Below are 23,010 nucleotides of genomic sequence, written 5' to 3'. Positions count from 1 at the left end.
CGGTAAATTTTTTTCCCCTCTGAACAAGAAAAAGCTCAAGCTAAGATGACGTGATCACCTTAACTTGAGCTGGCATGCGAACGAATGGAGCTGTCCCGAACCTCTAATGCTTCAACCTTCTTCTCGCTTCAAGCTCCTGCTTCAGCGCTTGTTCCACCAATTCGGCCATCATATCAAATTTCTCTGCTACCGTATAGGATAACGTAGCCCCGCAGTGCGTACAACGCTGCTTCTGGAGCTCTGTTCGTTTGGAACAAGATTGGCAAGTAATCATGAGAAGTCGTCCCCTTTTTGTAAATCAGATAACTCTATTATACACATTTAAATATAATCCCACACCTCAACTAGGAACGGAACGTTCTCGGAGAGCTGCCGAATTTCTGTTTGAACGCTCTCTCGAAATGGGTTAAGGTATTGAAGCCCGAAGCGAAGCAGATTTCAGTAATTGGAATATCCGAAGCCTGCAGGAGTGACTTGGCAAATTGAAGACGCAATCCTTGCAAATAGATTTGGAACGATATGCCCGTCATTTTATGGAAAACAAGACTAAAATAATTAGGCGCCAGCCCAGCCTGCTTGGCCGCATCCTCCAACCGCAGCGTCTCACGGAAATGATGATGAATATACACGAGCGCTCTCTGCAAAGATAGGGGATGTGCTGCCGCTTCATGCGACTCCGGCTGAGGCTGATCTTCATGATAGGTACGAAATAAGATCAGCAGGATTCGCTCGAATGCCCCTTTGATCAAAAGATGATGACCTGGCCTCTTCGATTGAACCTCATCACGTATTAATTGAAACTCTGACTCAATAACCTCATAATGAGCCTCTTTCAGATCAACCATATATTCCGCAACTTGCCCAAACATGAACTCTCGCATTTCCTGATCAAGCAGTTCTTCATCAAATACTAGATTGTACAAGTCCATTTGCTCATCAGGATACGAATAGATTTCATGAAAATCCGCAGGAGTCAACAGAAACAAGCTTCCCTTGCTCAGCTCATGCGGAGCGCCATTCACAATATTCATGCCCCTGCCTCGAATCACAAAGCAAAGCTCATAGAACTCATGCCAATGCAGCGCATGATGCGTATCAATATGTTGGAAGTAAATTTGAAAGGAGGAAGCAGGATGAATAAATTGTTCATTCGTTAGTCTCACTGGCTGTTTTTTCATCCGCGTTCCTTCTCTCCGCTTATTTCGTTTATCCTAAGATTTCCACGAACGAAGCTGAATTCCTGCTACTCTACATTTGCATATTTATTTCCAGCTAAATCTTTGCCGCGAGCCAACCATACTTTGAAGTTTGGATTTTTCTCTGCAAAAACTTTGGTATCCGTTGAGAAATAACGCATTGTATAGCCGCAGCGACGGAACTCGCTTTTGTTCGGATCCGCACCATGAATAATGCGCGAATCATGCAGGGAGCATTGCCCTCTTTGCAGTTCAAAATGAACGGCAGTAGAGGTGTCGATGTTTTTGATTTGCGTGTTGAAAAGATTCTTCGCACCGTCTACACTCTCGTATTCAGAAAATCCGTTGCTGTGCGTGCCTGGAATGACTTGCATACAGCCATTTTCCTTCGTGCTGTTGTCGATCGCGAGCCATACGGTAATGATGTTATCGAAATTGCTGACGCGGCCTTTCCAATAAGCAGAATCCTCATGCCACGGCGTTGCTCGGCCAACAAACGGATCCTTGCAAATAAAGTGTGAGGACCAAAGTCCGATATTAGGGCCGATTATTGGCTCAACCAGATCCAACACTTCATCCGAGAGTAGGAATTGCAGCAAGCGATCCTCACGAAAATGCGGTGTGTCTAGCTCGTCAGACAGCTTGCTTCCTTTTTGCTTCAGCTGATCCTCAAAAATCTCTGTTAGCTCAGCCAGCTTCTCAGCGGAGAATAACTGCTTATCGTATAGAAAGTACCCATTCTTCTTATAAAATGCCACATCTTCTTGTGTTAACTTACTAGTTAATTTACTCATCTTGACCCCTCCTGGAAGTGTATTCCTTGCTACACATTTACTATACCTCGGAGTAGGTTTCGAAGGCTTATCATAAGCTTAGAAGAAGTTAGCGTATCTTCAGATGATTTATGTCCAGAACCAGAATACAAGCAGCAGCATTGTAAAACGAACGATCTCATAGGAGGTATCAACTGCCACTACAAGCCAGCTTTTGAACTGCCATACCTTTTTGCCAATTGTGAATGGGAGTGTATAACCTGCGGCGAGCAGCATCGTAAACCAGAAGGCATTGGATAGACGTTCTCCATCATATGCAAATGCTTGCCCGCCAGCCTTCCAAAGCTCTAAACATATCGCAAAGGCAATAGAAGTAACGAAGGATACGAGAATATAAATGACAAAAGATTGAATCTTATCTGCTTTACTTACGTTAAGCTGCACGCCGTCCCTTTTGCCGTACATGTCCCTCTGATAAGGCTTTGCCCATATGACGGCCATCCATAGAAAGCCTAAAACCAAGGATAAAACGCCAGTAACCAACACGGCCCAGTAGTTAATTGAATCGAATAACATGTCTAATCTCCTCTTCTCGCCTATCTAATTTTACGAAACCTTTTGGTTTCGTTTTTCATTATATACAACCATTTGGTTGCATGTCAATTCCGACTTTCTGTCAAAAGTATGCAAAAGTCTAATCGTTTTTCATGAAGTTCCACTCTTGTACATATCAAGCTCTCACCTAATGACATATGCATAGAATTAGGATCACAATAGTTATTCCCAGCAGTCGTAAGTGCTTAGAACGTACAATTCACTTTAAAATACGTGATGGAGTGATGGTGGTGGAAAATTATCAAATCGTTCCCTGGATTAACGATGTTTTGGATCCAGGAGTTGTAGCTAACATGTATGTACCTCCTGCGCTAGAAAATCTGGCGCGAGAAGTCATGGGACACTACGACATGCAGGTCAATGATATGATCTTGATTACCTCTAAGCCCGATAAAGGCGGAGCAATTTGGAAGATCGGCACAAGCAAGGGCAATCTCAGTATTAAATGTTTGCACAGACGGCCTAGAAGAAGTCTTTTCAGTGTTGGCGCTCAAGCTTACATGTCTGGTTTAGGTCATCGGGTTCCGTCATTTATTCCGACCAAAGAAGGTAATTTCTACGTTGAAGCAGGCGGTAAACTATGGATTGTTACCGACTGGATCGAGCCTCTGGTGCCCGTATCGAAAGTCGACTTAGAAGGCGCTTCACAGCTCTGCTATGGCTTAGGTGAGTTTCACAAAAACTCCAAAGGCTATGTCCCTCCAAGCGGTTCGGAGAAATCCTCACGCATCTACGGCTGGGGCAAATATTATGAAAAAATTATGGCCAAAATCGGCTGGTTTCAAGACATCGCGCTCGCCTATTCGGATACTGCAGCAAGCGCAAGCTTACTTGCCGTCATTGATGAATTCAAGCGCCAAGCCAACGATATGTATACTCGCTTCCAAAATTCCCCCTACAGCGCCATGGTAGCCAAAGGTGAACCCCACTGGGGACTTGCCCATCAGGACTTCGGTTGGTCGAACGGCCAAATGGGTCCCGGCGGAATTTGGGTTATCGACTTAGACGGCGTTTCCTATGATCTGCCTATCCGCGATCTACGTAAATTGATCACAAGCACCATGGATGATATGGGTGTATGGGACTTGACCTGGATTCGCGGCATGATTGAAGCTTACCATCGAGCTAATCCGCTTGATCAAGAAACTTTCGAAATATTGTGGATCGATATGGCTTTCCCGAATGAATTTTACAAGCATGTCAAAGAAATCGTGTTTAATCCAATAGTATTTATGGATACTGAGCTTTCAGCTGTCCTTCAAAGAGTCATGACAACAGAAACAAGTAAATGGCAAGCCTTAACCGAGCTTGAAAAGGATAAAGCCAATTACCCAGCGGGAGACTACTCGTCGGACTACGTCAAACCAGTTGCCGGGCGTCCTTCTGTTGTACTTCCAGGAGAATTGTCTACGCCGATTTACACCGAAGTGCCATTTACACCAGTTATACCGGTTATGCCTACTGTTGAAGTTCCTCTTGAAACAGCGCCTGTATTTGCTGAATTGCCTGCAGCCAAGGAGGAAGTCATCACTGTACCTTCTACACCAGTTTTAGAGCCTGTTCTTGTAGGAGATCCAGGTGCTATTACCGTGCCTCCAATACCTGAACTCATTCAATTCCCAGCTCCTGGTCAGAGAAGATTTAAACTGCGAGTTCCAAGGAAGCGTCGCGCATTGAGAAGAACGAGAATCATCAAGAAAACCCGTTATCTAAGACGCAGAAAATTAAAAAGACTCACAAAATGGAAGCGTGTATCCCGTTATAAAGTCATTTGGGGTTACAAAAAATGGCACTCCAAGAAAAAAGTGAAGCCATTAGTCCGTCCTCGGAAGAAACAAATGAAACGCAAACTAGGACTGAAGAAGCCTGTTAAACGTGTAGTGAAGCCAGCTATGAAAAAACGACTTCAACCAGTAGCCAATAAGAAGTTACCGCCACCGTGGAAAAAAAGGCGAAATCCAAACAGAAAAAGGACTGCCTGAGAAAGGAAGCTGTTAACCTGTGAACATTCTGATGATTTGTACGGAAAAGCTGCCTGTCCCCAACATTAGAGGGGGAGCTATCCAAACCTATATTGACGGTGTGTCCTCGCTGCTAAGTAAACATCACAGAATTACGATTCTTGGAAGAACCGACCCTGAGCTGCCAAACGATGAAGTAGTAAATGGTATCCGATATGTACGTGTTAATTCAGACGGTTTACTTGAAGCCTACATGGCGGGAGTCATCCATTTCCTAAAAAGCAGTTCCGAACATTTTGATATTATTCAAATATTTAATCGGCCCCTGCTGGTTCTTCCAGTTCGGGAGGTTGCGCCTTCTTCACGCATTATTTTAAGTATGCATAACGATATGTTTAATCCCTATAAGATTGATCATATACAGGGAACTGCCGTTGTTGAACAAACTGAACGTATTATTACAATCAGCCAGTATATTGGAACTGCCATCTGTGATTACTATCCGCAAGCAGCTCCTAAAATAAAACCGGTTTACTCCGGCGTTGATTTGAACCGCTTTGCGCCTTGGATGGAGTCGGAACATGCAAGAAACGCTAGGGACAGCATCAGGGCTGAACACAATCTTTCTAACAAAAAAGTCATTCTGTTTGTCGGTCGGTTAACTCGCAATAAAGGTCCCCATGTCTTAGTGCGCGCTATGTCTGAAATCAACCATTCCGACGCTGTACTCGTTGTTGTTGGCGGTGCTTGGTTCAGTGATAACTCAGTAAGCGACTATGTGGCCTACGTTAGAGCTTTAGCCGTACGCTCGCCGCTCCCTGTCATTACGACTGGCTATGTGCCTGCGCAAGATGTGCATCGCTGGTTCTGTGCTGGAGATGTGTTTGTCTGTACGTCGATTTGGCAGGAGCCTTTGGCGCGTGTTCACTATGAAGCTATGGCTGCTGGTTTGCCATTCCTCACAACAGCTAGAGGTGGCAATCCGGAGATCGTCAAGAATAATAACGGCGTCCTCATTAATAATCCAGAAGACCCGAGAGAGTATGCACAGAAGCTAAATTCGTTGTTATCTGATGTGAATCATTCACGTCAAATGGGAATTAATGGGCGCCGATTGGCTGAACAAAATTTTGCATGGGAACGCGTTGCTCAGGAAATTCTTGCCGTCTGGGAACAACGATAAAAGCATAGAGCTTGCTAATTAGACTAAATGGCTGTCCCACAAGTAGCTATTTCTACTTGGGGGCAGCCTATTTTCCATGTAGAAAGGAGAATAACAAAGATGGTTAACCTCTAACTCCTGATCTGCAGGAAAAACCTCTTTCTGCAAGTATGGTGCCTCTGCGAAACTAGCAGAAGCCCTAACAAGAGTAAGAGGTTTTCCCTAAAAATGAATCAAGCCTAACTAAACCTTAAGCTTCCTCATCATCGTTATCATCGTCGTCTTCTTCATCGTTGTCGCCATCGTTGTCGTCATCGTCGTCTTCTTCATCTTCTTCGTCATCATCGTCTGATTCTTCTTCAGCATCTGTAGAAACGACAGTCGCTTCTTCTTCACTTTCATTGTCGTCATCGTCATCATCGTCTTCGTCTTCATCTTCGTCTTCATCGTCATCATCGTCATCATCGTCATCATCGTCTGATTCTTCTTCAGCTTCTGTAGAAACGACAGTCGCTTCTTCTTCACCTTCATTGTCGTCATCGTCATCGTCATCATCGTCTTCATCTTCATCTTCATCGTCATCATCGTCTTCATCTTCATCTTCATCTTCATCTTCATCTTCATCTTCGTCTTCGTCTTCGTCTTCATCATCTTCATCTTCATCTTCGTCTTCGTCTTCGTCTTCATCTTCATCGTCTTCATCGTCTTCATCATCTTCATCACTTACTGCTGACACGGTTACTTCGTCATCATCGTCGTCTTCTTCATCTTCGTCATCGTCGCCTTCTTCTTCGCCATCTTCGTCGTTTTCTTCATCTTCGTCATCGTCGCCATCTTCTTCGCCATCTTCTTCGCCATCTTCGTCGTCTTCGTCCTCTTCGTCTCCACCAAACGATACCTTGGAACCATCAGCTAATTCTACCTCAACTTCATCGACTTCTGCCCAGTTAATGTCTTTCTTTAAATCAGCTATTTCGGCCAACTCAATTTTAACTTTGTCACCATTTACATACTCCAATGAGAGCTCAGTTACTTCGGGATGTGCTTTCAAATAGCTAATTAGTTGTTCTAAACTTTCCAACCAAATCATTCCTCTCGCCTTAAATTAGAAACTTAGTTGTCTCCCTGTATACTATGATTTTTACTACTTCATGCTTAGGCTATTGATAGAGTAGATTGGCGGATTATGTTTGTCCCGATAGAGGATTTCCATAAAACGTATACATATCAGCGTATTTTCCCTGTGAATAGCCCTTCCATTTCATAAATTTCATCATAAATTAATAATGTCTTCACATAGACAAGGAGGTAAAAGCTTATGAAAGGATTAATTCTCTGTGCAGGCATAGGTACTAGACTCCAACCTTTTACCAATATTAAACCTAAAGGTCTGCTTCCAGTGGCGAATAAACCCTTAATTCATTACGGTATTGAAAAGCTAGTGGAATTAGGCATCAACGAGATCGGCATTGTCATACGGCCCAATCTTCATGCCATGTTTATGGAAGATGTAGGTGCTGGAGAGAGGTGGAATGTAAACATCACATATATTTTTCAAAATAGTCCTCTGGGGATTTCAGACGCTGTGAAACACGCCGAGTCTTTCATGGCTAACGAGCCCTTCGTGCTGCTTCTTGGAGATAATTTGATCACCCAAGAGCTTCATGGCTTGTGTAACGCAATTACACAGGAGAACCATGATGCAGCCATTCTGCTGAGAAGAGTGGCGAACCCAAAGGCATTTGGTATTGCCGAAATACATGAAGATCGCATTATTGGTCTAGAAGAGAAGCCTTCAGAGCCCAAGTCGGATCTTGCGGTTCTGGGGAGTTATGCGTTTAAACCGAGTATTTTCCAAGCTGTACATGCAATCCGTCCTTCAGCCAGAGGCGAATATGAAATTACAGATGCGATTCAATGGCTCATTCATCACCAATATTCGGTGACGTATCAAATGACAGACAAAAATTTTTCTGATGTTGGGACGATGGAAGGCTGGCTCGAAGCAAATAGATGGATGCTGAAGCTGCTGGAGGAAGAATGCTTGCTAACGACTCGCACCGACTACCCAGGAACCACGTTAATCCACCCGGTATGCATCGACCCTAGTGCGGAATTACTTAATTGTGTGATCGGCCCATACGTGACGATTGGCCCCAATGTAAGACTCGAAAGTTGTACGTTAGAGAACAGCATTTTGTTAGAGTACGCCATTCTTAATCCTAACCACTATCCAATGACGAACTCGATTATTAGTCCACAGTCGATGTTTGTACAAAAAGATGGAGGGGCAGGAAAATGAACATTTTAATCATGGGAATGGGATACGTCGGCGTTACTACTGGCTTGGTATTTGCGGAGCTCGGATGGCAGGTTACAGGATTAGATACCGATAAGATGAAAATACAAGCATTATCAGAGGGCAATTTATCTTTTTATGAACCAGGGCTAGATCTCTTGTTAAAAAAGCACCTTGAATCCGGCAAAATCAGTTTTACTTTCTCCCCAGAGAAAAGCATTCAAGATAATGACATCATTTTCATCTGCGTTGGTACTCCTTCTGATAAAGATGGAAGCGCTGATCTCCAGGCTGTTCGAGGAGCGGCCAAAAGTATCGGCTTTTTCATGAATGACTATAAAATAATTACTGTGAAAAGCACAGTTCCTATAGACACCAATCGTAAAGTCGTCGAGTGGGTCAAAGAATCACAAACTTATCCTCACCCCTTCGAGGTCGTCTCTAACCCCGAATTCCTTCGCGAAGGCAGCGCCTTGTATGACTCGCTGAATCCAGACCGCATTATTATAGGAAGCGAAAATGAGCAAGCCGCAGCTGTCATCCAATCACTATATGGCAGCATTCAGACTCCTACGTTTGTAACTACACCACGCACAGCGGAACTGATTAAGTATGCTTCGAATGCATTTTTAGCAACTAAAATTTCCTATGTGAATGAATTATCAAGGCTTTGCGAATCGTTGGAGGTCAATATTACCGATGTCACCAAAGGGATGGGTATGGATCAGCGGATTGGCCCTCATTTCTTAAAAGCAGGGATCGGTTATGGCGGGTCTTGTTTCCCAAAAGACAGCATGGCTCTTTTATACACAGCGAGAGAACAACAAGTGGCTCTGAGCATTCTAGAGCAAGTTGTTGCCGTCAACAACTCGCAGTCTTCTTACTTTTTGAACATGTGGGAGCAAAAAATAGGTGGATTCAGCGATAAAACGATCGCGATTCTCGGCATTTCCTTTAAACCGAATACCGATGATTTGCGTGAAGCACCTGCTCTCTCCATCATTAAGCAATTGCAAGAGAAACAAGCGAACCTCCGCGTACACGATCCCATAGCCAAGCTTCCAGCCGCACTTCAATCCGATACGATTCAACAATTCGATGCACTTGAAACCACCTTGCAGCAGTGTGACGCAGTCATCCTATGTTCGGAATGGAAAGATTATATTCGCGCAGATTGGGCGCAGCTAAAACAATATTTAGCAAATTACTATATTTTTGATGGAAGAAATGTGCTTAATGGGAAAGAAATGACCAAGCTAGGCTATTCCTATTTTGGTATCGGAAATAGATAATCTGCCCCAAGATTGGGAGGTTAAATAGATGAAAATACTCGTCACAGGCGCAGCCGGATTTATCGGATCGCACCTTTGTGAAAAACTTCTCCAGGACCCACGAAACGAAGTCATCGGATTGGATGCGTTTGTTCAGAAATCTCCGACGCCGGTTCCTGTTAGAGAATATAATCTTCGTTTTTTGCTTCCTCATTCGCGATTCACCTTCATTAACCAGGATCTCTTGCATGCTCCATGGGCGGAGATTCTTCCGGGTGTAGATATCGTTTATCACTTGGCTGGGATGCCTGGTGTGCGTTCTAGCTGGGGGGATGATTTTAAAAGCTACGTCACCAATAACATCGAAGCAACCCAAAAGCTGCTGGAAGCATGCCGGATCTACCCCGTCAACAAAATCGTCTATGCATCCACATCTTCCGTATATGGCGAAAAAACGAATCAAGTGAATGAAACCGCTACAACAGAGCCTCTCTCGCCTTATGGGGTCACTAAACTGACTGGAGAGCAGCTCTGTAAGGTTTATATGACGAAGGATGAGTTACCGATCGTTGTGCTGCGTTTCTTCACTGTGTACGGTCCTAGACAGCGTCCTGACATGGCGTTTCATCGATTCATCCAGCATATTCGGAGCAATAAGCCAATACCGATCAATGGTGATGGACTCCAAACTCGCGACTTTACCTTCGTTGGCGACTGCGTTGAAGCTATTGCGGCAACGGCTCATGCTGCGAATATCATTGGCGAAACCATTAACATCGGCGGCAAAGAGCGCGCTTCTGTCCTTGATTGTATTGCCATTCTTGAGGAGCTTTTCGAGCGTAAAATTGACAGGCAATTTCTTGGCAAAGCCTCCGGAGAGCCTCGTCATACGTGGGCGGACATCAGCAAGGCACAGCGATTGCTCGGCTATGAGCCAAAAACCGATTTACGCAGTGGGCTGCAAGCCGAAATCTTAGATTTATCTCAGACGCCTTATTTGTAAGGCGTATATTAAGGGCAAATGACTGGAACTTCTACACATGGACGTGTGTGGGAGTATCCAGTTTTTTTGCATGGGGTGATTGGCAGGCGTTGCTGCAGATCTTGGTTAGAGCGAGTTAGTCGGGTTTGTCGACTAGCTCTACATAAATTCGCAATTTGGTCATAAAATTGCCCCATTTGATGATCATTTCTCATTTATTTTATAAAATATGGATAAAAACCTTCGTTTTTCAGCTAAGAAATCCAGTATTTGAAAATTTTCTGCCCTAGCCCCTACTTTAACCGTCACAATTACAAGCGTTTCCATCACTTTTAATAAGGGAAATCACGTTTCTCGTTCACTTTGGTGCTTTCTACCGTTTGCAATTCCCTACCTGATCGTTTATATTTTTATCTTGCTGGCTATCCTATTAGCATAGAATTCGGATTATTTAACAATATAAGCCAGTACAATAAATGAATGAGGTGTACCCCAATGACATTGAAAAAAACAGCTGCAGGGCTTCTTATATTAACGATGGCGGTAACAGGTGCGGCATGTTCTTCCAAGGATTCAACAACTTCGCCAACTCCAGCTGCTACAGCATCAACAGCTCCTCAAGCTACCGCCGCTGTATCGCAGGACGCAACAAACATGAAAGGCTACATTGCAGCTAGAATTGCTCGCGAAAAAGTAGATTACCTCTTCGCTGAAGCAAAATCAGCAGATGGTGCTTTCATCGTGAACCCCGTTGCTGCAAAAGACAAAGAAGCAGCTAAGAAGTTCTTATCCAGCTACATTGATGCTTCGTTGCTAGATACGTTAACAAATCATTATGTAACAGATAAAAAAGCAGGCGAGGCGTTCCTTACGAACACGAAATCGTATTTCACGTCCAACATCCTGACGACTAAAAAAGAAGAAATTACTTTTGATAAAGCTAACACGCCTGAGCTCGTGAAGTTCACGACGAAAGACGGCGTTACGTATACGACGAAAAATGTGAACGACAAATTCCTATTATCTGAAGTGAAGTAAGGTTTTGCGGGAAATATAGAATGACAAAAGAGCTAAGCATCCGCTTAGCTCTTTTCATTATTCTTTAAAATAGTCACTCTCATGCACCCAATCCGCGATTTGGAACGCGCGCTGGATTTGTCCCCGCTCCGCATCCCGCGGCTCGCCAATCAGCGTGCCGTCGTTGAGAATCGTGAAGTTTTTATTCGTGTTCACGAGAATTTTGCCCATTGCTGTTGACTTGAATTTCGTTTTGTCTACACCCATCAGATAAGCCAGCGTAGGTAATGTGTCAATCTGTCCCCCGATGGTGGGAATCTGCTCGCCTTGCATACCTTTATTGTAAATGATGAACGGGAGCTGCAGCGAGTGCGTTCGCCACGCTTCATTTTCCATGGCCGGCATGGCGTCGACTTGATCTTGATAGTACTTATGCACGCCGGTGTGGTCACCATAAATCGCAACAACGGTCTGATCCAACAAGCCGGATTGATCTAGCTTATCTAAAAACGCGCCAATTTGTTTGTCCGTGTAATGGATCGATTGGAAATAGGCGCCCATGATCGACTTATCAAAGGTTGGCTCTAGCGTAAGCTCCTTTGTTTTCTCAGGCAAATCGAAAGGTCCATGACTGGATAATGTAATCACATGCAGCATAAATGGAGACTGGACAGTTGTCATTTTTTCACCAAGCTGCCTCAGGTAAGTCTCGTCTGACAAGCCAAGTCCTACGATATCATCCACCTTGTACTTCGTTAGATCCCAGCTCGTTTGGTATCCAATATTGTGATGCGCCTCGACCCAGTTCCAGCTCCCCGCGGGTTCGGAATGTGTGGAAATCGTTTGATAACCGATCCCTTCCATCAACTTCGGCAACGAATTGTACGTATTGGTCGGATAGCGAAAAAAATTCGCGCCATGCCGAACTGGAAATACCGATGTCGTCGTCAGCAGATCGCTATCTGAACTCGTCCCATTGTTGACCTGCTCATAAAAATTCGGGAAATATAAGCTATTTCCCAACAATCGATTGATGTTCGGCGTAATCTCTTGTCCGTTTACCTTTTGACCAATCACGAAATTCTCCAATGATTCCACCTGAATGACGATTAGATTCTTCCCTTGAAACATCCCTTTGTAGCTGTTATCCGGAAGACTTTCGGCATTCTTGCTAAACCAGTCCTGCACCTCTGTGCGCGATTGCTCGTTAAGCGAAATCGATTTCGCATCTCCGAATAGTCGCAGACCATCATACAAATGATAACCAATGGGTGACATATCTGACATTGATTGAAAAGGCGCCCAACTGAGATTGAAGAACATCATTTCACCATTAGTCGTATCTTTTACATCGATGCGATAATGCTCTACATACACAGTGCCTGCAGCTACCAGCATCAATACCATTGCCAATACTGGCTGTCTTTTGCGTTCGAATCTGCGTGACAGGATTGAACTGTTGTTCATTTGATAAAGCCCAATCGCAGCCAGTACCAGCAGATCAATAATTAGCCACAGATCAAATGGGCGTATGAACGTCCATAGATTATAATCGAGCGGATTGAATCCGTTCGGATGCGCAATGAATCTCAGCGATAGAAATGCAGCATACGCTCTGTAATACACTAAATCGCATAACAATAGTAAACTAAACAACACCTGAATACAGAATAAATAATAGCGACGGCCTCGCTTTTTAAAGAAAAGTCCAATAACAACGACAAACAAAATGAACATCAAGTGAGAGAGGACTGGCGGAACGGTAAAATACATTTTGCCAATATTAATCCCCGTATTACCCGGCGCATGCAGGGCAGCCAGTAAAAGCTGTGACTTCACTAAAATAGCTAAAAACGTGTACACAATGAGCTTATCGCGACTCACAACCCAACGAAGGATGTTTAGAATCGTGGAGCCCCATGTTTTTCTTCTATAGGATGATAATTGCTGCAAAAAAGGATTCACCTCATACCTGTTGATTTCAAGCCGATTTTCCCATTTTAACACATGTAGCTGATGCATGTTGCTTACAAATATTGCAATATAGCGAACGACATGCTGTGCACGATGGTCTAATCAACAATGAGAAAAACTTCTATCGAAGTACTTCGAGGATGAGCGACCGCGTTTTAAAGGTAGTTTTTATCGCCAATATGAATTTGTTCTCCCGAGTACCGGAAACTTATTCCTGTCTCGTAATCGAAGCCTTAGGATGGAACTGATTCGCTTCGTCTCCTTGCACAATGCCCAAAGCTCTTGCCACACCTACAGACTCCGCATAGTAATCACCAAATTCAACGTCGTTGAATGGTTCCCCCCTACTCCCCTTCAAACCTAACGCTCTCATTAATAGCACAAGGTAATCTGCTCGAGTCACAGCTGCACCAGGACTAAACTGTCGTTCTTCCGTGCCATTCACGATGCCTTTGGCCGCCAAATCTTCTATGGCCTCAATGGCCCAGTCTTTCAAACCATAAGCTTCCACCTTGCCTTATTCTACCCTCCAAATGGATATGCTAATGAAAAATGGATGGTATCCGATCATTTTCTACCCTAGTCCTTATCCTGTTCACCTTACGAATCCTTATAAAATCCATAGAATGAAGTAGAGTCAATCAATCAGGAGGTCGAACATGAAAAAACTTACTCTAATTACTACAGCTTTACTCGCAACAACAGTGCTAGTATCCGCGTGCGGAAACGGCAGTGAGGAAGCTGCATCGACGGATAAAGGTGCTGCTGGCGGGAAAGTAAAGCTTACCATTTGGCACAACTGGTCCGGTCAAGATGCGAAGGCCGTTGCTATGCGTAAAATTCTAGATGATTTCCAAACTCAGAATAAAGATATCGAGTTGGAAATTGAAGGTCTACCAACAGACGGTTTGAAAACTCGTCTAAAAACAGTGGCAGCAGCGAATGAAATGCCTGACTTATTCGTTATGTGGCCTGATGCGATGACGAAGGAATTCGTTAGCGGTAACCTGCTTCAACCGATCAATGAGTTCTTGGACAGCAAGCCAGAATGGAAAAACAATTTCATTCCAGGCGCGCTTGACGGCTATACCGTAGATAACAAAATCTACTCCGTTCCGATGAACTTGTCCCCAACTTCTTTTATTTACTACAACAAAGCGTTGCTTGATCAGTACCACGTTGCTGTTCCAAAAACATGGGATGAGCTTATGGCTGCTGTAAAAACGTTCAACGACAACAAAATCATCCCTATCGCGCTTGGTAACAAAGCGAACTGGGCTGTGCAATCGACGATTTTCAGCGGACTTGCTGATCGTATGACAGGTTCCGAGTGGTTCCTTAAAGCTGCTAAGCAAGATGGCGTGAAGTTTACAGATCCAGAATTTGTTCAAGCATTGAAAAAGCTGCAAGAGCTAAGCAATGCAAAAGCATTCCAAGATGGCTTCAACAGTATCGATCAAAATCAAATGAGACAGCTGTACTATCAAGGTAAAGCAGCTATGTTCATCGATGGCGGTTGGGCAATGGCTGACGTCGTTCAGAACGCCCCTAAAGATTTGCTTGCCAACACGCATATCGCTTTAATGCCAACGGTTGCAGGTGGAAAAGGTGAAGCGCAAGCAACGTCTGGTGTTGTTGGAACAGGTCTAGGTGTGAGTAAAAAGTTAACTGGCGCAAGAAAAGAAGCCGCTCAGAAATTATTCTACGCACTCTCTGGTCCAGATGGACAGCAAGCAACATTGAACAGCTCCACATTAGTTAGCTACAAAATCGAGCTTGATCCGTCGAAAGCAAATCCTTTGTTCGTTGAACTGAACGACCTGATGAAAACGACGAAAATTACTCCAGTTTATGATGCGAAATTAAGCTCTGCTGCAGTTGAAGTCATCAATAACGGACTACAAGAGCTACTTATGGGTGGAAACGCCGAAGCGATTGCTAAGAAAATTCAAGATTCACAAGCTGCTTCATTAGGTAAATAATACGTAATCGAACATCCAGCCCTCCACGTTTGTGGCAGGGCTGGCTAATTTCATACATGAAGGAAGTGAGATTGATGAATGCAGCTTACGTCCGCAGGTTCGTCATTATGAGCCTTGCGCCTGCGATTTTAGTTTATGCCTTATTTGTGTTTGTACCGGTTATCTGGTCAGGCTACTACAGCTTCTTCGACTGGAAAGGAATTGGCACAGCGAAATTTATCGGTTTAAAAAACTATGTAGAAATTATTCATGATCCTATTTTTTGGACATCCTTAAAGAATAACCTTATTTTTCTAGTTGTTGCTGTGTTTGGTCAACTCCCTGTCGCACTCATTCTTGCGATTCTGCTGCATAAAAGCAATGCGTTGCAACGTTTCATTCGTTCTGCTGTGTTCGTTCCGATGGTGATGTCATCGGTTGTAATCGGTATGATTTGGCAATACATTTATCATCCGCAAATCGGTATTCTAAACCTTCTCTTAGAAAAGCTAGGTTTAGCATCCTGGAAGCTGCAATGGCTGTCTGATCCTAAAATTGCGATTTTCTCGCTGGCTCCTCCGCTCATTTGGAGCTTTGTCGGTCTATATCTCATTATTTTCATCTCCGCTTTTCAAAATATTCCTGGTGAAATTCACGATGCAACGCAGATCGATGGCGCAGAAGGCGCACGTAAGTTATTCTCAGTCACTCTGCCTATGATGTGGAGCACCGTGCAAATTGCCATTATTTTATGTATCTCAGGAAGCTTGAAGTCTTTCGATCTCGTGTATGTCATGACCAAAGGCGGACCTGCTCACGCGACTGAGCTGCTCGCTACGTATATGTATAATTCTACATTCTCCTCGTACCGATATGGATTCGGTAGTGCCATTTCGACAACAATCGTCTTAGTCAGCCTTATTTTCATTGGAATTAGCCAATGGGCAACAAGTCGTAAATCCAAAGTATAGTGAAAGGAGGAAGCTGACAATGTCATCTGTTCCCATTCAAGCAAATTCAACAGCTACAACTCAAAAGTTCTCGTTTCGTGCAGTGAAACAAGGCGCACTCTGGACGTTCCTAACCCTCTATGCGGTTCTTACGCTATATCCGCTATTTTGGCTCGTTATTTCCTCATTTAAAACGAATAGCGAGTTCTTTAACCATCCGTTCGGATTGCCTCAGGCTTGGAAATTTTCCAATTATGTCACCTCTTGGCAGGCGTCCAAAATGGGTACGGCTTTTTTTAACTCCGTCGTTGTATCGCTTGTCTCCCTTGTACTTACGCTGTTTTTAAGCTCCCTAGCGGCTTATGTGCTGGCAAGAATCAAGTTTCGTTTCAAAGCTATTATTCTTGCGTTTTTCGTAATCGGGATGCTGATTCCTATTCATAGTACACTGGTACCTTTATTTATTCTTATGAAACAAATCGGACTCCTGAATACGTATTGGGCCCTCATTTTGCCTTATACAGCCTTCGCATTACCGACAGCTATCTTCGTTCTTACGGCGTATTTGTCTTCTGTACCGAAAGAAATCGAAGAAGCAGCTTATATCGATGGAACTCGACTTTGGGGTGTATTTTGGCGCATCATGCTGCCGATCTCCTTGCCAGCACTATCGACGGTTGTTATTTTAAGCTTCTTACATTTCTGGAATGACTTCTCCTTCGCCCTTGTTTTTATTAGCAAAAGTGCCTTGAAAACATTGCCTTTGAGTATCGCCAACTTCGCAGATGGCTACCAAACGGATTACGGCTTAACGCTCGCCGCGATGACGATCGCTGTTATTCCAACAATCGCTGTATACTTGGCCTTCCAAGAGCAAGTGATGAAAGGCATGACCGCAGGAGCTGTCAAAGGCTAAGGACGACCAACATCCAGACAACGAGTAAGGAGATGACATGTGTTGCGCAAGTGGTTTGGTTATTCCTTACAGCGTAAGCTATCCTTCATTATGCTAGTAACAACATTAATCCCCCTCTTGTTTCTGGGAATCTTCGCTTTCACGACTTCGTCGGATATTACCCAAGATAAGGCGCAGCAAACCGGCATGAATTCGCTCGCGCAAATGGATGCCAAATTTGAGTTTATTCTGAAGGACGTTGAAAGTATGTCCATCTTTCTCATCGGTCAACGTGATATTCAATCGTATTTGAAGAGAACCGATGAGAACCTGGATGCACAAGCCCAAATCCTTGGGTTGATGACCAATCTGGTATACACCAAGGATTATATTTCCAATATTACGATATATCCCAGCAACAATACGGCAAAGTTATCTACTTCCACGATCTACAGCTCAAGTTTGGATCAAGAGGTAAATGTTAGGCAAGTTACAGAAAAGCTGTGGACAGGTTTATACAATATCGAGAATTATTTAGGGAAACGTCAAGTTTTTTCCTTTGTACGCCCCTTACGCGCTATGAATACGTACCAGACGCTCGGTTGGCTGTCCATCAGTATCGATGAGAAAGCCTTATCCCGCATTTGGTCCACACCTAACCTTGCTGATGGCTATGGTCAAGTCGCATTACTGAATGATCGCAATGAAATCATGTCTTCCACAACAAAAGGATGGCTGTCCCAAGAGGCAGATAGCTTGTTCCCTGGCATCCATGCTAGGATTCAAGGTCATGCTTCCGGGGTGTGGTCATCAGGAATCGGGAGCGCCCAACAGAGCATTTTATTTTATCGGGAGCCCATGATCAACTGGACCATCGTTGGCATTATTCCATCGAAGCTGTACAGCGCTCAGAATCGGTATATTTTGCAATTAACAGCCATTGCTGTTGCCCTATCTGTCTTGACCAATGTATTGCTTACGATCTTCGTGATTCGCAAAGTCACCACACCTCTCGGCTCACTAACTCGCTTGCTTACGAAAATCAATCCCGATGAGCCCTTGCCACATTATCCGATCTACACATCCGATGAAATTGGACGGCTTGCCGGTAGCTACAATCTGTTAAGCACGCATATCGAGGAATTAAAAAAACAGCTCATCCACAACGAAACGCGTAAAAAAGAAGCCGACATGCGCGCTCTGCAGGCACAAATCAATCCGCATTTCCTCTATAACACGCTGTCTTCGATTCATTGGATTGCCCTGCTCAAAGAAGAAGATCGAATCGCTGAGATGGTCGGTGCGTTGAGTGACTTCTTGCGATTCAGCTTAAATAAGGGCAAAGAGTATTGTAAGGTTTCGCAGGAGCTTGCCCATATTCGCAATTACGTGCAAGTGCAATCCATTCGATTCCCTGATGAGTTTACAGTTGATTATGTGGTTGATGCGCGTTTAAGTGATGCGTTCATGCTGAAATTGCTGCTGCAGCCTATCGTTGAAAATGCGATGATTCATGGCATTCAAATGAAAGAACAGCCTGGCACAATCTCTATTTATATCGAGCAAAAGGGCAATCTGATGCAATTCAAAGTGATTGATGATGGCATTGGGATGACCGAAGAGCGGTTGAACGAGGTATTCGCAAGCTTATACCCTGCTGAGGGAACGATAGGAAACGATGCCAGTTACGGACTGCGCAATGTGCACGAACGATTGCAATTGCATTACGGGCTTGATTCGGGAATTAAGATCGAGAGCCGATTGAATGAAGGAACCTGTGTGTCATTTTCGATCCCAGTGTTGGAGGATAGTCATGAAAATCTTGATCGTTGATGACGAAGTCATCATCCGGACGGGCTTAGCCAAAGTCATTAATTGGAAAGAAATCGGACTTGAACTGCTGAAACCTGCCGTATCGGCTGAAGAAGCACTTCGTCGCATGCCTGAGGAACGTCCGAACATATTATTGACGGATATTCGCATGAAGCATATGAATGGTCTGGAATTAGCTCAAAAGGCGAAAGAAATCATCCCGGATATCGAGACGATTATCCTCTCTGGGTACGATGATTTTATGTACACACAGCAAGCGATTCGACAAGGTGTCAGCGACTACCTTTTGAAATCAAGTCGGCCTGAAGAGATTATGAAAACCGTCCTCCACGTCAAACAGCGCATTGAGGATAAATGGAAGCATCTCAACCAGGATCTTTTTAAAAACAAAGAAGTTCGCAATCGCTTGTTTGAACGCTGGATTATTGAAGGGGAAACAACAGCTGTCGATGAAGACATGCTGCCACACTATCTCCCCCTCTTATTTCTTTCTTATGAGCATGATCAACCAAAATTTCAAACCTACGTTGTGACGGCTGAAGGCTGGGGAGAAACATCGTCCGAAGGCCACCTGCTGCTTTTCGCTGTAGACAACATGCTGCACGACATCTTGCAATGTGAAACCTTGATCTACAGACAGCGAATCATTGTGGCGCTTCCGAAAACTAGCGCTTCCGACTTCTTCGATCATCCTGATTCCGCGAAGCAAAAGATCGAGCGTCTGCTCAAATGCAAGGTGAGTATATCCATCGGCGAGGTCGTTCATCAGCAGTCGGATTTATACAAATCGTATGTCACGGCTGATTATGCCTTTAGCTACAAGCATCATCTCGATGAATCGATCCTTATTTATTCGGACATTGTTAGGCGCAAAGGCGGCAAAACCGTTTGCACCCATGAGGAAGAGCTAGAGCTGTCCTCCATACTTTTGGATGATGACTCTGTCGCGTTGAAGAACTGGGTTCAACGCTATTTGCAATCTGAGCTGAGCGATCCGAATATGACAATAGAATCTCTCGAATCGCTAGTCCGTTCCGCTGCCCTATCCGCACATCGTTGGTTGGAGCGTGTTTTGACCGCAACAAGTCGTCAAGGGGCACTCGATGATCAAAGTATCGCCTTTGTCGTTAAGCGGGATCTCGTGCTGAAGGACGCTTTGTTTCAATACCTTTTGACCATCATGGAGCTGTACCACCATCGACTTGGCGAAGGTCAAGCCACGCATACACAGAAAGCTATGGCCTACATCCACGAGAATTTGGGGAAAGATGTTGGCTTGCAGCAGGTTGCGAAATATGTGCATCTGCATCCGAATCATTTGAGCGAGGTTTTTAAAAAGGAAGCCGGCATTACGTTTGGTGACTATGTGACACGGCAAAAAATTAATCGTGCCATGGAAATTTTAACCGTATCCCCTGCCAAAATTGCCGATGTGGCAAGCTCAGTCGGATTTGAGGACATCAAATATTTCAGTCAAGTATTCAAGAAATTCACTGGCAAAACACCGAGTGAATTCCGGGAGGAAGCCGTTCTTCATCCCACTGCTCCACCTCCAAAATTTTAAAAATATCATGGGTAAGAGGAGAATTTACTAATGGAATTATCAGGATTATGGCGATTACAGCAGTTCGAAGTCGGTCAAGCTAGACCACTCGATGTCGCGGCAGCATGGTTGGACGATCGTTTCTGGATTACAGCAAAAGTACCCGGGGATGTCCATTCCGCACTCATTGAGCGAGAATTGATTGAGAATCCGTATTTCGGTCATAATGACGCAAAAAGTCGCTGGATTGAGCAAAAAGAATGGTGGTACCGCCACTCCTTCAACTATTCGTTAGGCAATCCAAACGATGAAAAAGAAAAACATGAGCTGACTTTCGAAGGTCTTGATACGTTTGCCACGATCTACGTGAACGGCAAGGAAATCGGGACCACAAGCAATATGCTCATGGCGCATACGTTCGATGTCACCCGCGTCATTGTAGACGGTAAAAACTCTATCGCAGTGAAATTCGATCCTTTGCATTTGCACAATAAGGATAAGGAATTGATGCAATGGTCCTCTTATACGAAAGAACGCCCTTGGCTGCGCAAAGCTGCGATGAATTTTGGCTGGGACTGGGGTCCTCGCATGGTTACCGTGGGGATCTGGGGCAAAGTATTTATTGAGCGTTACCGCCGCGCGAAGCTTGACAGCGTTTTTGTAAGAACACGCTCAATCAGCGATGCTCAGGCGGAAGTTCAAGTCGATGTTGACGTTGCGACATTGCGCAAAGGTGCCCAGAAGACGTGTGACATCCGATTGGTGGATGCGGATGGTCGAGTTGTTGCTTCTGCGAGTGGCCATGTGGCGGCATCGGAAACGTTCACGTTGAAAGTCGCTGATCCACAGCTTTGGTGGACACACGACCTCGGCAAGCCTTACCTATACGAGCTGGAAGTCATTCTATATGCGGACGGCGAGCAAGTGGATGCTTATCGCAAGCCATTTGGTATCAGAACCATTGAACTGCAAGTTAAGGATGCGGAGGGTCAAAATGCTTTTGCCTTTATCCTGAACGGTGTCAAGCTATTCGCAAAAGGTACGAACTGGATCCCTGCGGATCACTTCATTGGCAGCATTCCGGATCAACGCTACCGCGATCTAATCGATCTTTCGGTTACATCCAATCAGAACATGCTTCGAGTATGGGCAGGCGGCATCTACGAGAAGGATGTCTTCTATGAGGAGTGCGACAAGCGTGGCGTACTGGTTTGGCAGGATTTTGCCTTCGCGAACGCGTTGTTCCCTGATTTTAACCGTGACTTTATGGAAAATGTGAAGAGCGAAGTAATCTATAACATCAAACGCTTGCGCAATTATACTTCTCTTGCACTCTGGTGCGGGAATAACGAAATTGACTGGCTGTATGATATGAAATCCGCTGGCGGCGACATCAACTGTCCATTCTACGGGGAAATCATATACCATGAACTAATTCCAGATGCGCTTGAGCTGCTCGATGACAGTCGTGCTTACTGGCCTTCTTCCCCATTTGGCGGCAATGATGCTAACGATCCCGATGTCGGTGACCGCCATAACTGGCAGGTGTGGCATGGTTCGGTATATCCGCGTCAATTTGGCGATGTGCCTCTGCTCGATTACAGCATTCAAGGCGTCACGTTCAAAAACTACAAAAAAGACTTCACACTTTTCAGCAGTGAATTCGGCATGCATGCGTCAGCTAATCGCTACACGCTTGAGAAAAACATTCCAAATGGCCAATTCTACTGGAACAGTGTTGAAATGGCTTATCGCAATAAAGATACGAATCACCAAAAAGGTATCCTGCTCATGGAAGGATATACCGGTATTCCGACAAACATTGAGGAATATATGAATTTTTCCATGCTGACACAGGCCGAAGGCTTGAAGTATGGCATTGAGCATTACCGTCGTAACAAGCATCGTACGAGTGGTTCTCTCATTTGGCAATTGAACGATAGCTGGCCAGGTACAAGCTGGTCGCTCATCGATTACGAGCTGCTGCCGAAAGCATCCTACTATTATGCGAAAAAGTTTTATCACCCGCTTCTGCTCTCAATCGATCACGAGCCTGGGCAGGATTTGAATGTTTGGGCTGTGAATGATACGTTGGTTGAATTGAAAGGACAAGTACACGTTACCGTGTATAACTTCTCTGGTGAGCAACTGTTCACGAATGCGTTCGATGCAGCTGTGCCGGCAAATACGGCGATCCAGTTAGGTAGTTTGCCTGAAGCTGCTATCTTGAATGGCGCATCGCCGGAGCAAGTTGTTGTCCGTGTACACACGACGGACTGGGCTGCGCCAGATAATCTTCATTATCTGCGCGATCAGAAGGATCTTCAGTTCCCTGCGACTACGCTTAGCGTGAAAGTCGATGCTGATGCGCAAGCTGTGCACATTACCGCAAACGGCGCACATGCGCGGATGGTGAAGCTGGACGTCCCTCAGGGCAACATTCGCTTCAGCGACAACTTCTTTGATCTACGTGCTGGCGAGCAAGTGACCGTGCAGATCACGGATCCGGCTGGAGGCAAGGTTGATTTGACAGATTTGAAGGTAAGTGCGATGAATTTATAAAAAAGACAAAACCACT

General features: G+C 44.6%; 19 protein-coding genes. 12 read left to right on the top strand and 7 right to left on the bottom strand.

Annotated features, from left to right (window positions below):
* Positions 1 to 103: 103 nt before the first annotated feature.
* From AC58UX_RS04275 to AC58UX_RS04260, 4 genes are all read right to left on the bottom strand, one after another.
* Positions 104 to 274, bottom strand: a complete 171-nt coding sequence (locus AC58UX_RS04275; protein ID WP_497249846.1) for a hypothetical protein — start codon at positions 272 to 274, stop codon at positions 104 to 106.
* A 70-nt stretch (positions 275 to 344) separates the two neighbouring features.
* Positions 345 to 1,178, bottom strand: a complete 834-nt coding sequence (locus AC58UX_RS04270; protein ID WP_497249845.1) for an AraC family transcriptional regulator — start codon at positions 1,176 to 1,178, stop codon at positions 345 to 347.
* A 65-nt stretch (positions 1,179 to 1,243) separates the two neighbouring features.
* Entirely contained in the window at positions 1,244 to 1,990 is a 747-nt protein-coding gene (locus AC58UX_RS04265) for a phytanoyl-CoA dioxygenase family protein (RefSeq protein WP_497249844.1), read from the bottom strand.
* Between the two features lie 108 nt (positions 1,991 to 2,098).
* Complete coding sequence (locus tag AC58UX_RS04260; protein ID WP_497249843.1) at positions 2,099 to 2,545, bottom strand: DUF1761 domain-containing protein; 447 nt, start codon at positions 2,543 to 2,545, stop codon at positions 2,099 to 2,101.
* A 269-nt stretch (positions 2,546 to 2,814) separates the two neighbouring features.
* On the opposite strand from AC58UX_RS04260, the gene AC58UX_RS04255 reads away from it, so the two are divergent.
* A complete protein-coding gene (locus AC58UX_RS04255) occupies positions 2,815 to 4,566 on the top strand; it encodes a CotS family spore coat protein (RefSeq protein ID WP_497249842.1) in 1,752 nt (583 codons plus the stop codon).
* A gap of 19 nt (positions 4,567 to 4,585) precedes the next feature.
* Positions 4,586 to 5,728 carry a glycosyltransferase family 4 protein gene (locus AC58UX_RS04250; protein WP_497249841.1) on the top strand — a complete coding sequence of 381 codons (1,143 nt, stop codon included), beginning with the start codon at positions 4,586 to 4,588 and terminating at the stop codon, positions 5,726 to 5,728.
* Positions 5,729 to 5,957: 229 nt separating this feature from the next.
* On the opposite strand, the gene AC58UX_RS04245 is transcribed toward AC58UX_RS04250, so the two are convergent.
* Complete coding sequence (locus AC58UX_RS04245; protein WP_497249840.1) at positions 5,958 to 6,788, bottom strand: hypothetical protein; 831 nt, start codon at positions 6,786 to 6,788, stop codon at positions 5,958 to 5,960.
* 237 nt (positions 6,789 to 7,025) lie between these two features.
* Between AC58UX_RS04245 and AC58UX_RS04240 the strand changes: the two genes are divergently transcribed.
* The 4 genes from AC58UX_RS04240 to AC58UX_RS04225 all read left to right on the top strand — a co-directional run bounded on the left by AC58UX_RS04240 (position 7,026) and on the right by AC58UX_RS04225 (position 11,297).
* The gene (locus AC58UX_RS04240) at positions 7,026 to 8,009 is read left to right on the top strand and encodes a sugar phosphate nucleotidyltransferase (protein ID WP_497249839.1); all 984 of its coding nucleotides are present in this window, start codon (positions 7,026 to 7,028) and stop codon (positions 8,007 to 8,009) included.
* Complete coding sequence (locus AC58UX_RS04235) at positions 8,006 to 9,298, top strand: UDP-glucose dehydrogenase family protein (RefSeq protein WP_497249838.1); 1,293 nt, start codon at positions 8,006 to 8,008, stop codon at positions 9,296 to 9,298. The genes AC58UX_RS04240 and AC58UX_RS04235 overlap by 4 nt, the downstream gene beginning before the upstream one ends.
* A gap of 28 nt (positions 9,299 to 9,326) precedes the next feature.
* Positions 9,327 to 10,280 carry an NAD-dependent epimerase/dehydratase family protein gene (locus AC58UX_RS04230; protein ID WP_497249837.1) on the top strand — a complete coding sequence of 318 codons (954 nt, stop codon included), beginning with the start codon at positions 9,327 to 9,329 and terminating at the stop codon, positions 10,278 to 10,280.
* A 474-nt stretch (positions 10,281 to 10,754) separates the two neighbouring features.
* Positions 10,755 to 11,297, top strand: a complete 543-nt coding sequence (locus AC58UX_RS04225; protein WP_497249836.1) for a hypothetical protein — start codon at positions 10,755 to 10,757, stop codon at positions 11,295 to 11,297.
* Positions 11,298 to 11,354: 57 nt separating this feature from the next.
* Here the strand turns inward: AC58UX_RS04225 and AC58UX_RS04220 are convergent, their stop codons facing one another.
* Together AC58UX_RS04220 and AC58UX_RS04215 are read right to left on the bottom strand one after the other, a co-directional pair.
* A complete protein-coding gene (locus AC58UX_RS04220; RefSeq protein WP_497249835.1) occupies positions 11,355 to 13,229 on the bottom strand; it encodes an LTA synthase family protein in 1,875 nt (624 codons plus the stop codon).
* Positions 13,230 to 13,458: 229 nt separating this feature from the next.
* Complete coding sequence (locus tag AC58UX_RS04215) at positions 13,459 to 13,746, bottom strand: S-layer homology domain-containing protein (protein ID WP_497249834.1); 288 nt, start codon at positions 13,744 to 13,746, stop codon at positions 13,459 to 13,461.
* A gap of 163 nt (positions 13,747 to 13,909) precedes the next feature.
* Between AC58UX_RS04215 and AC58UX_RS04210 the strand changes: the two genes are divergently transcribed.
* From AC58UX_RS04210 to AC58UX_RS04185, 6 genes are all read left to right on the top strand, one after another.
* Positions 13,910 to 15,232, top strand: a complete 1,323-nt coding sequence (locus AC58UX_RS04210) for an extracellular solute-binding protein (protein ID WP_497249833.1) — start codon at positions 13,910 to 13,912, stop codon at positions 15,230 to 15,232.
* 74 nt (positions 15,233 to 15,306) lie between these two features.
* The gene (locus AC58UX_RS04205; protein ID WP_497250064.1) at positions 15,307 to 16,182 is read left to right on the top strand and encodes a carbohydrate ABC transporter permease; all 876 of its coding nucleotides are present in this window, start codon (positions 15,307 to 15,309) and stop codon (positions 16,180 to 16,182) included.
* A gap of 19 nt (positions 16,183 to 16,201) precedes the next feature.
* Positions 16,202 to 17,077: a carbohydrate ABC transporter permease gene (locus tag AC58UX_RS04200; protein WP_497249832.1), complete on the top strand. Its 876-nt coding sequence runs from the start codon at positions 16,202 to 16,204 to the stop codon at positions 17,075 to 17,077.
* A 39-nt stretch (positions 17,078 to 17,116) separates the two neighbouring features.
* Positions 17,117 to 18,889, top strand: a complete 1,773-nt coding sequence (locus AC58UX_RS04195; protein ID WP_497249831.1) for a sensor histidine kinase — start codon at positions 17,117 to 17,119, stop codon at positions 18,887 to 18,889.
* A complete protein-coding gene (locus tag AC58UX_RS04190) occupies positions 18,870 to 20,453 on the top strand; it encodes a response regulator (RefSeq protein ID WP_497249830.1) in 1,584 nt (527 codons plus the stop codon). The genes AC58UX_RS04195 and AC58UX_RS04190 overlap by 20 nt, the downstream gene beginning before the upstream one ends.
* Before the next feature lie 30 nt (positions 20,454 to 20,483).
* Positions 20,484 to 22,994, top strand: coding sequence for a beta-mannosidase (locus AC58UX_RS04185; RefSeq protein WP_497249829.1), 2,511 nt, complete (start codon positions 20,484 to 20,486; stop codon positions 22,992 to 22,994).
* Positions 22,995 to 23,010 lie beyond the last annotated feature (16 nt).

Source organism: Paenibacillus sp. J22P90 (assembly GCF_059692195.1).
The sequence above is the reverse complement of the archived record's forward strand: the minus strand, read 5'-3'. Positions and strand labels throughout refer to the sequence as shown.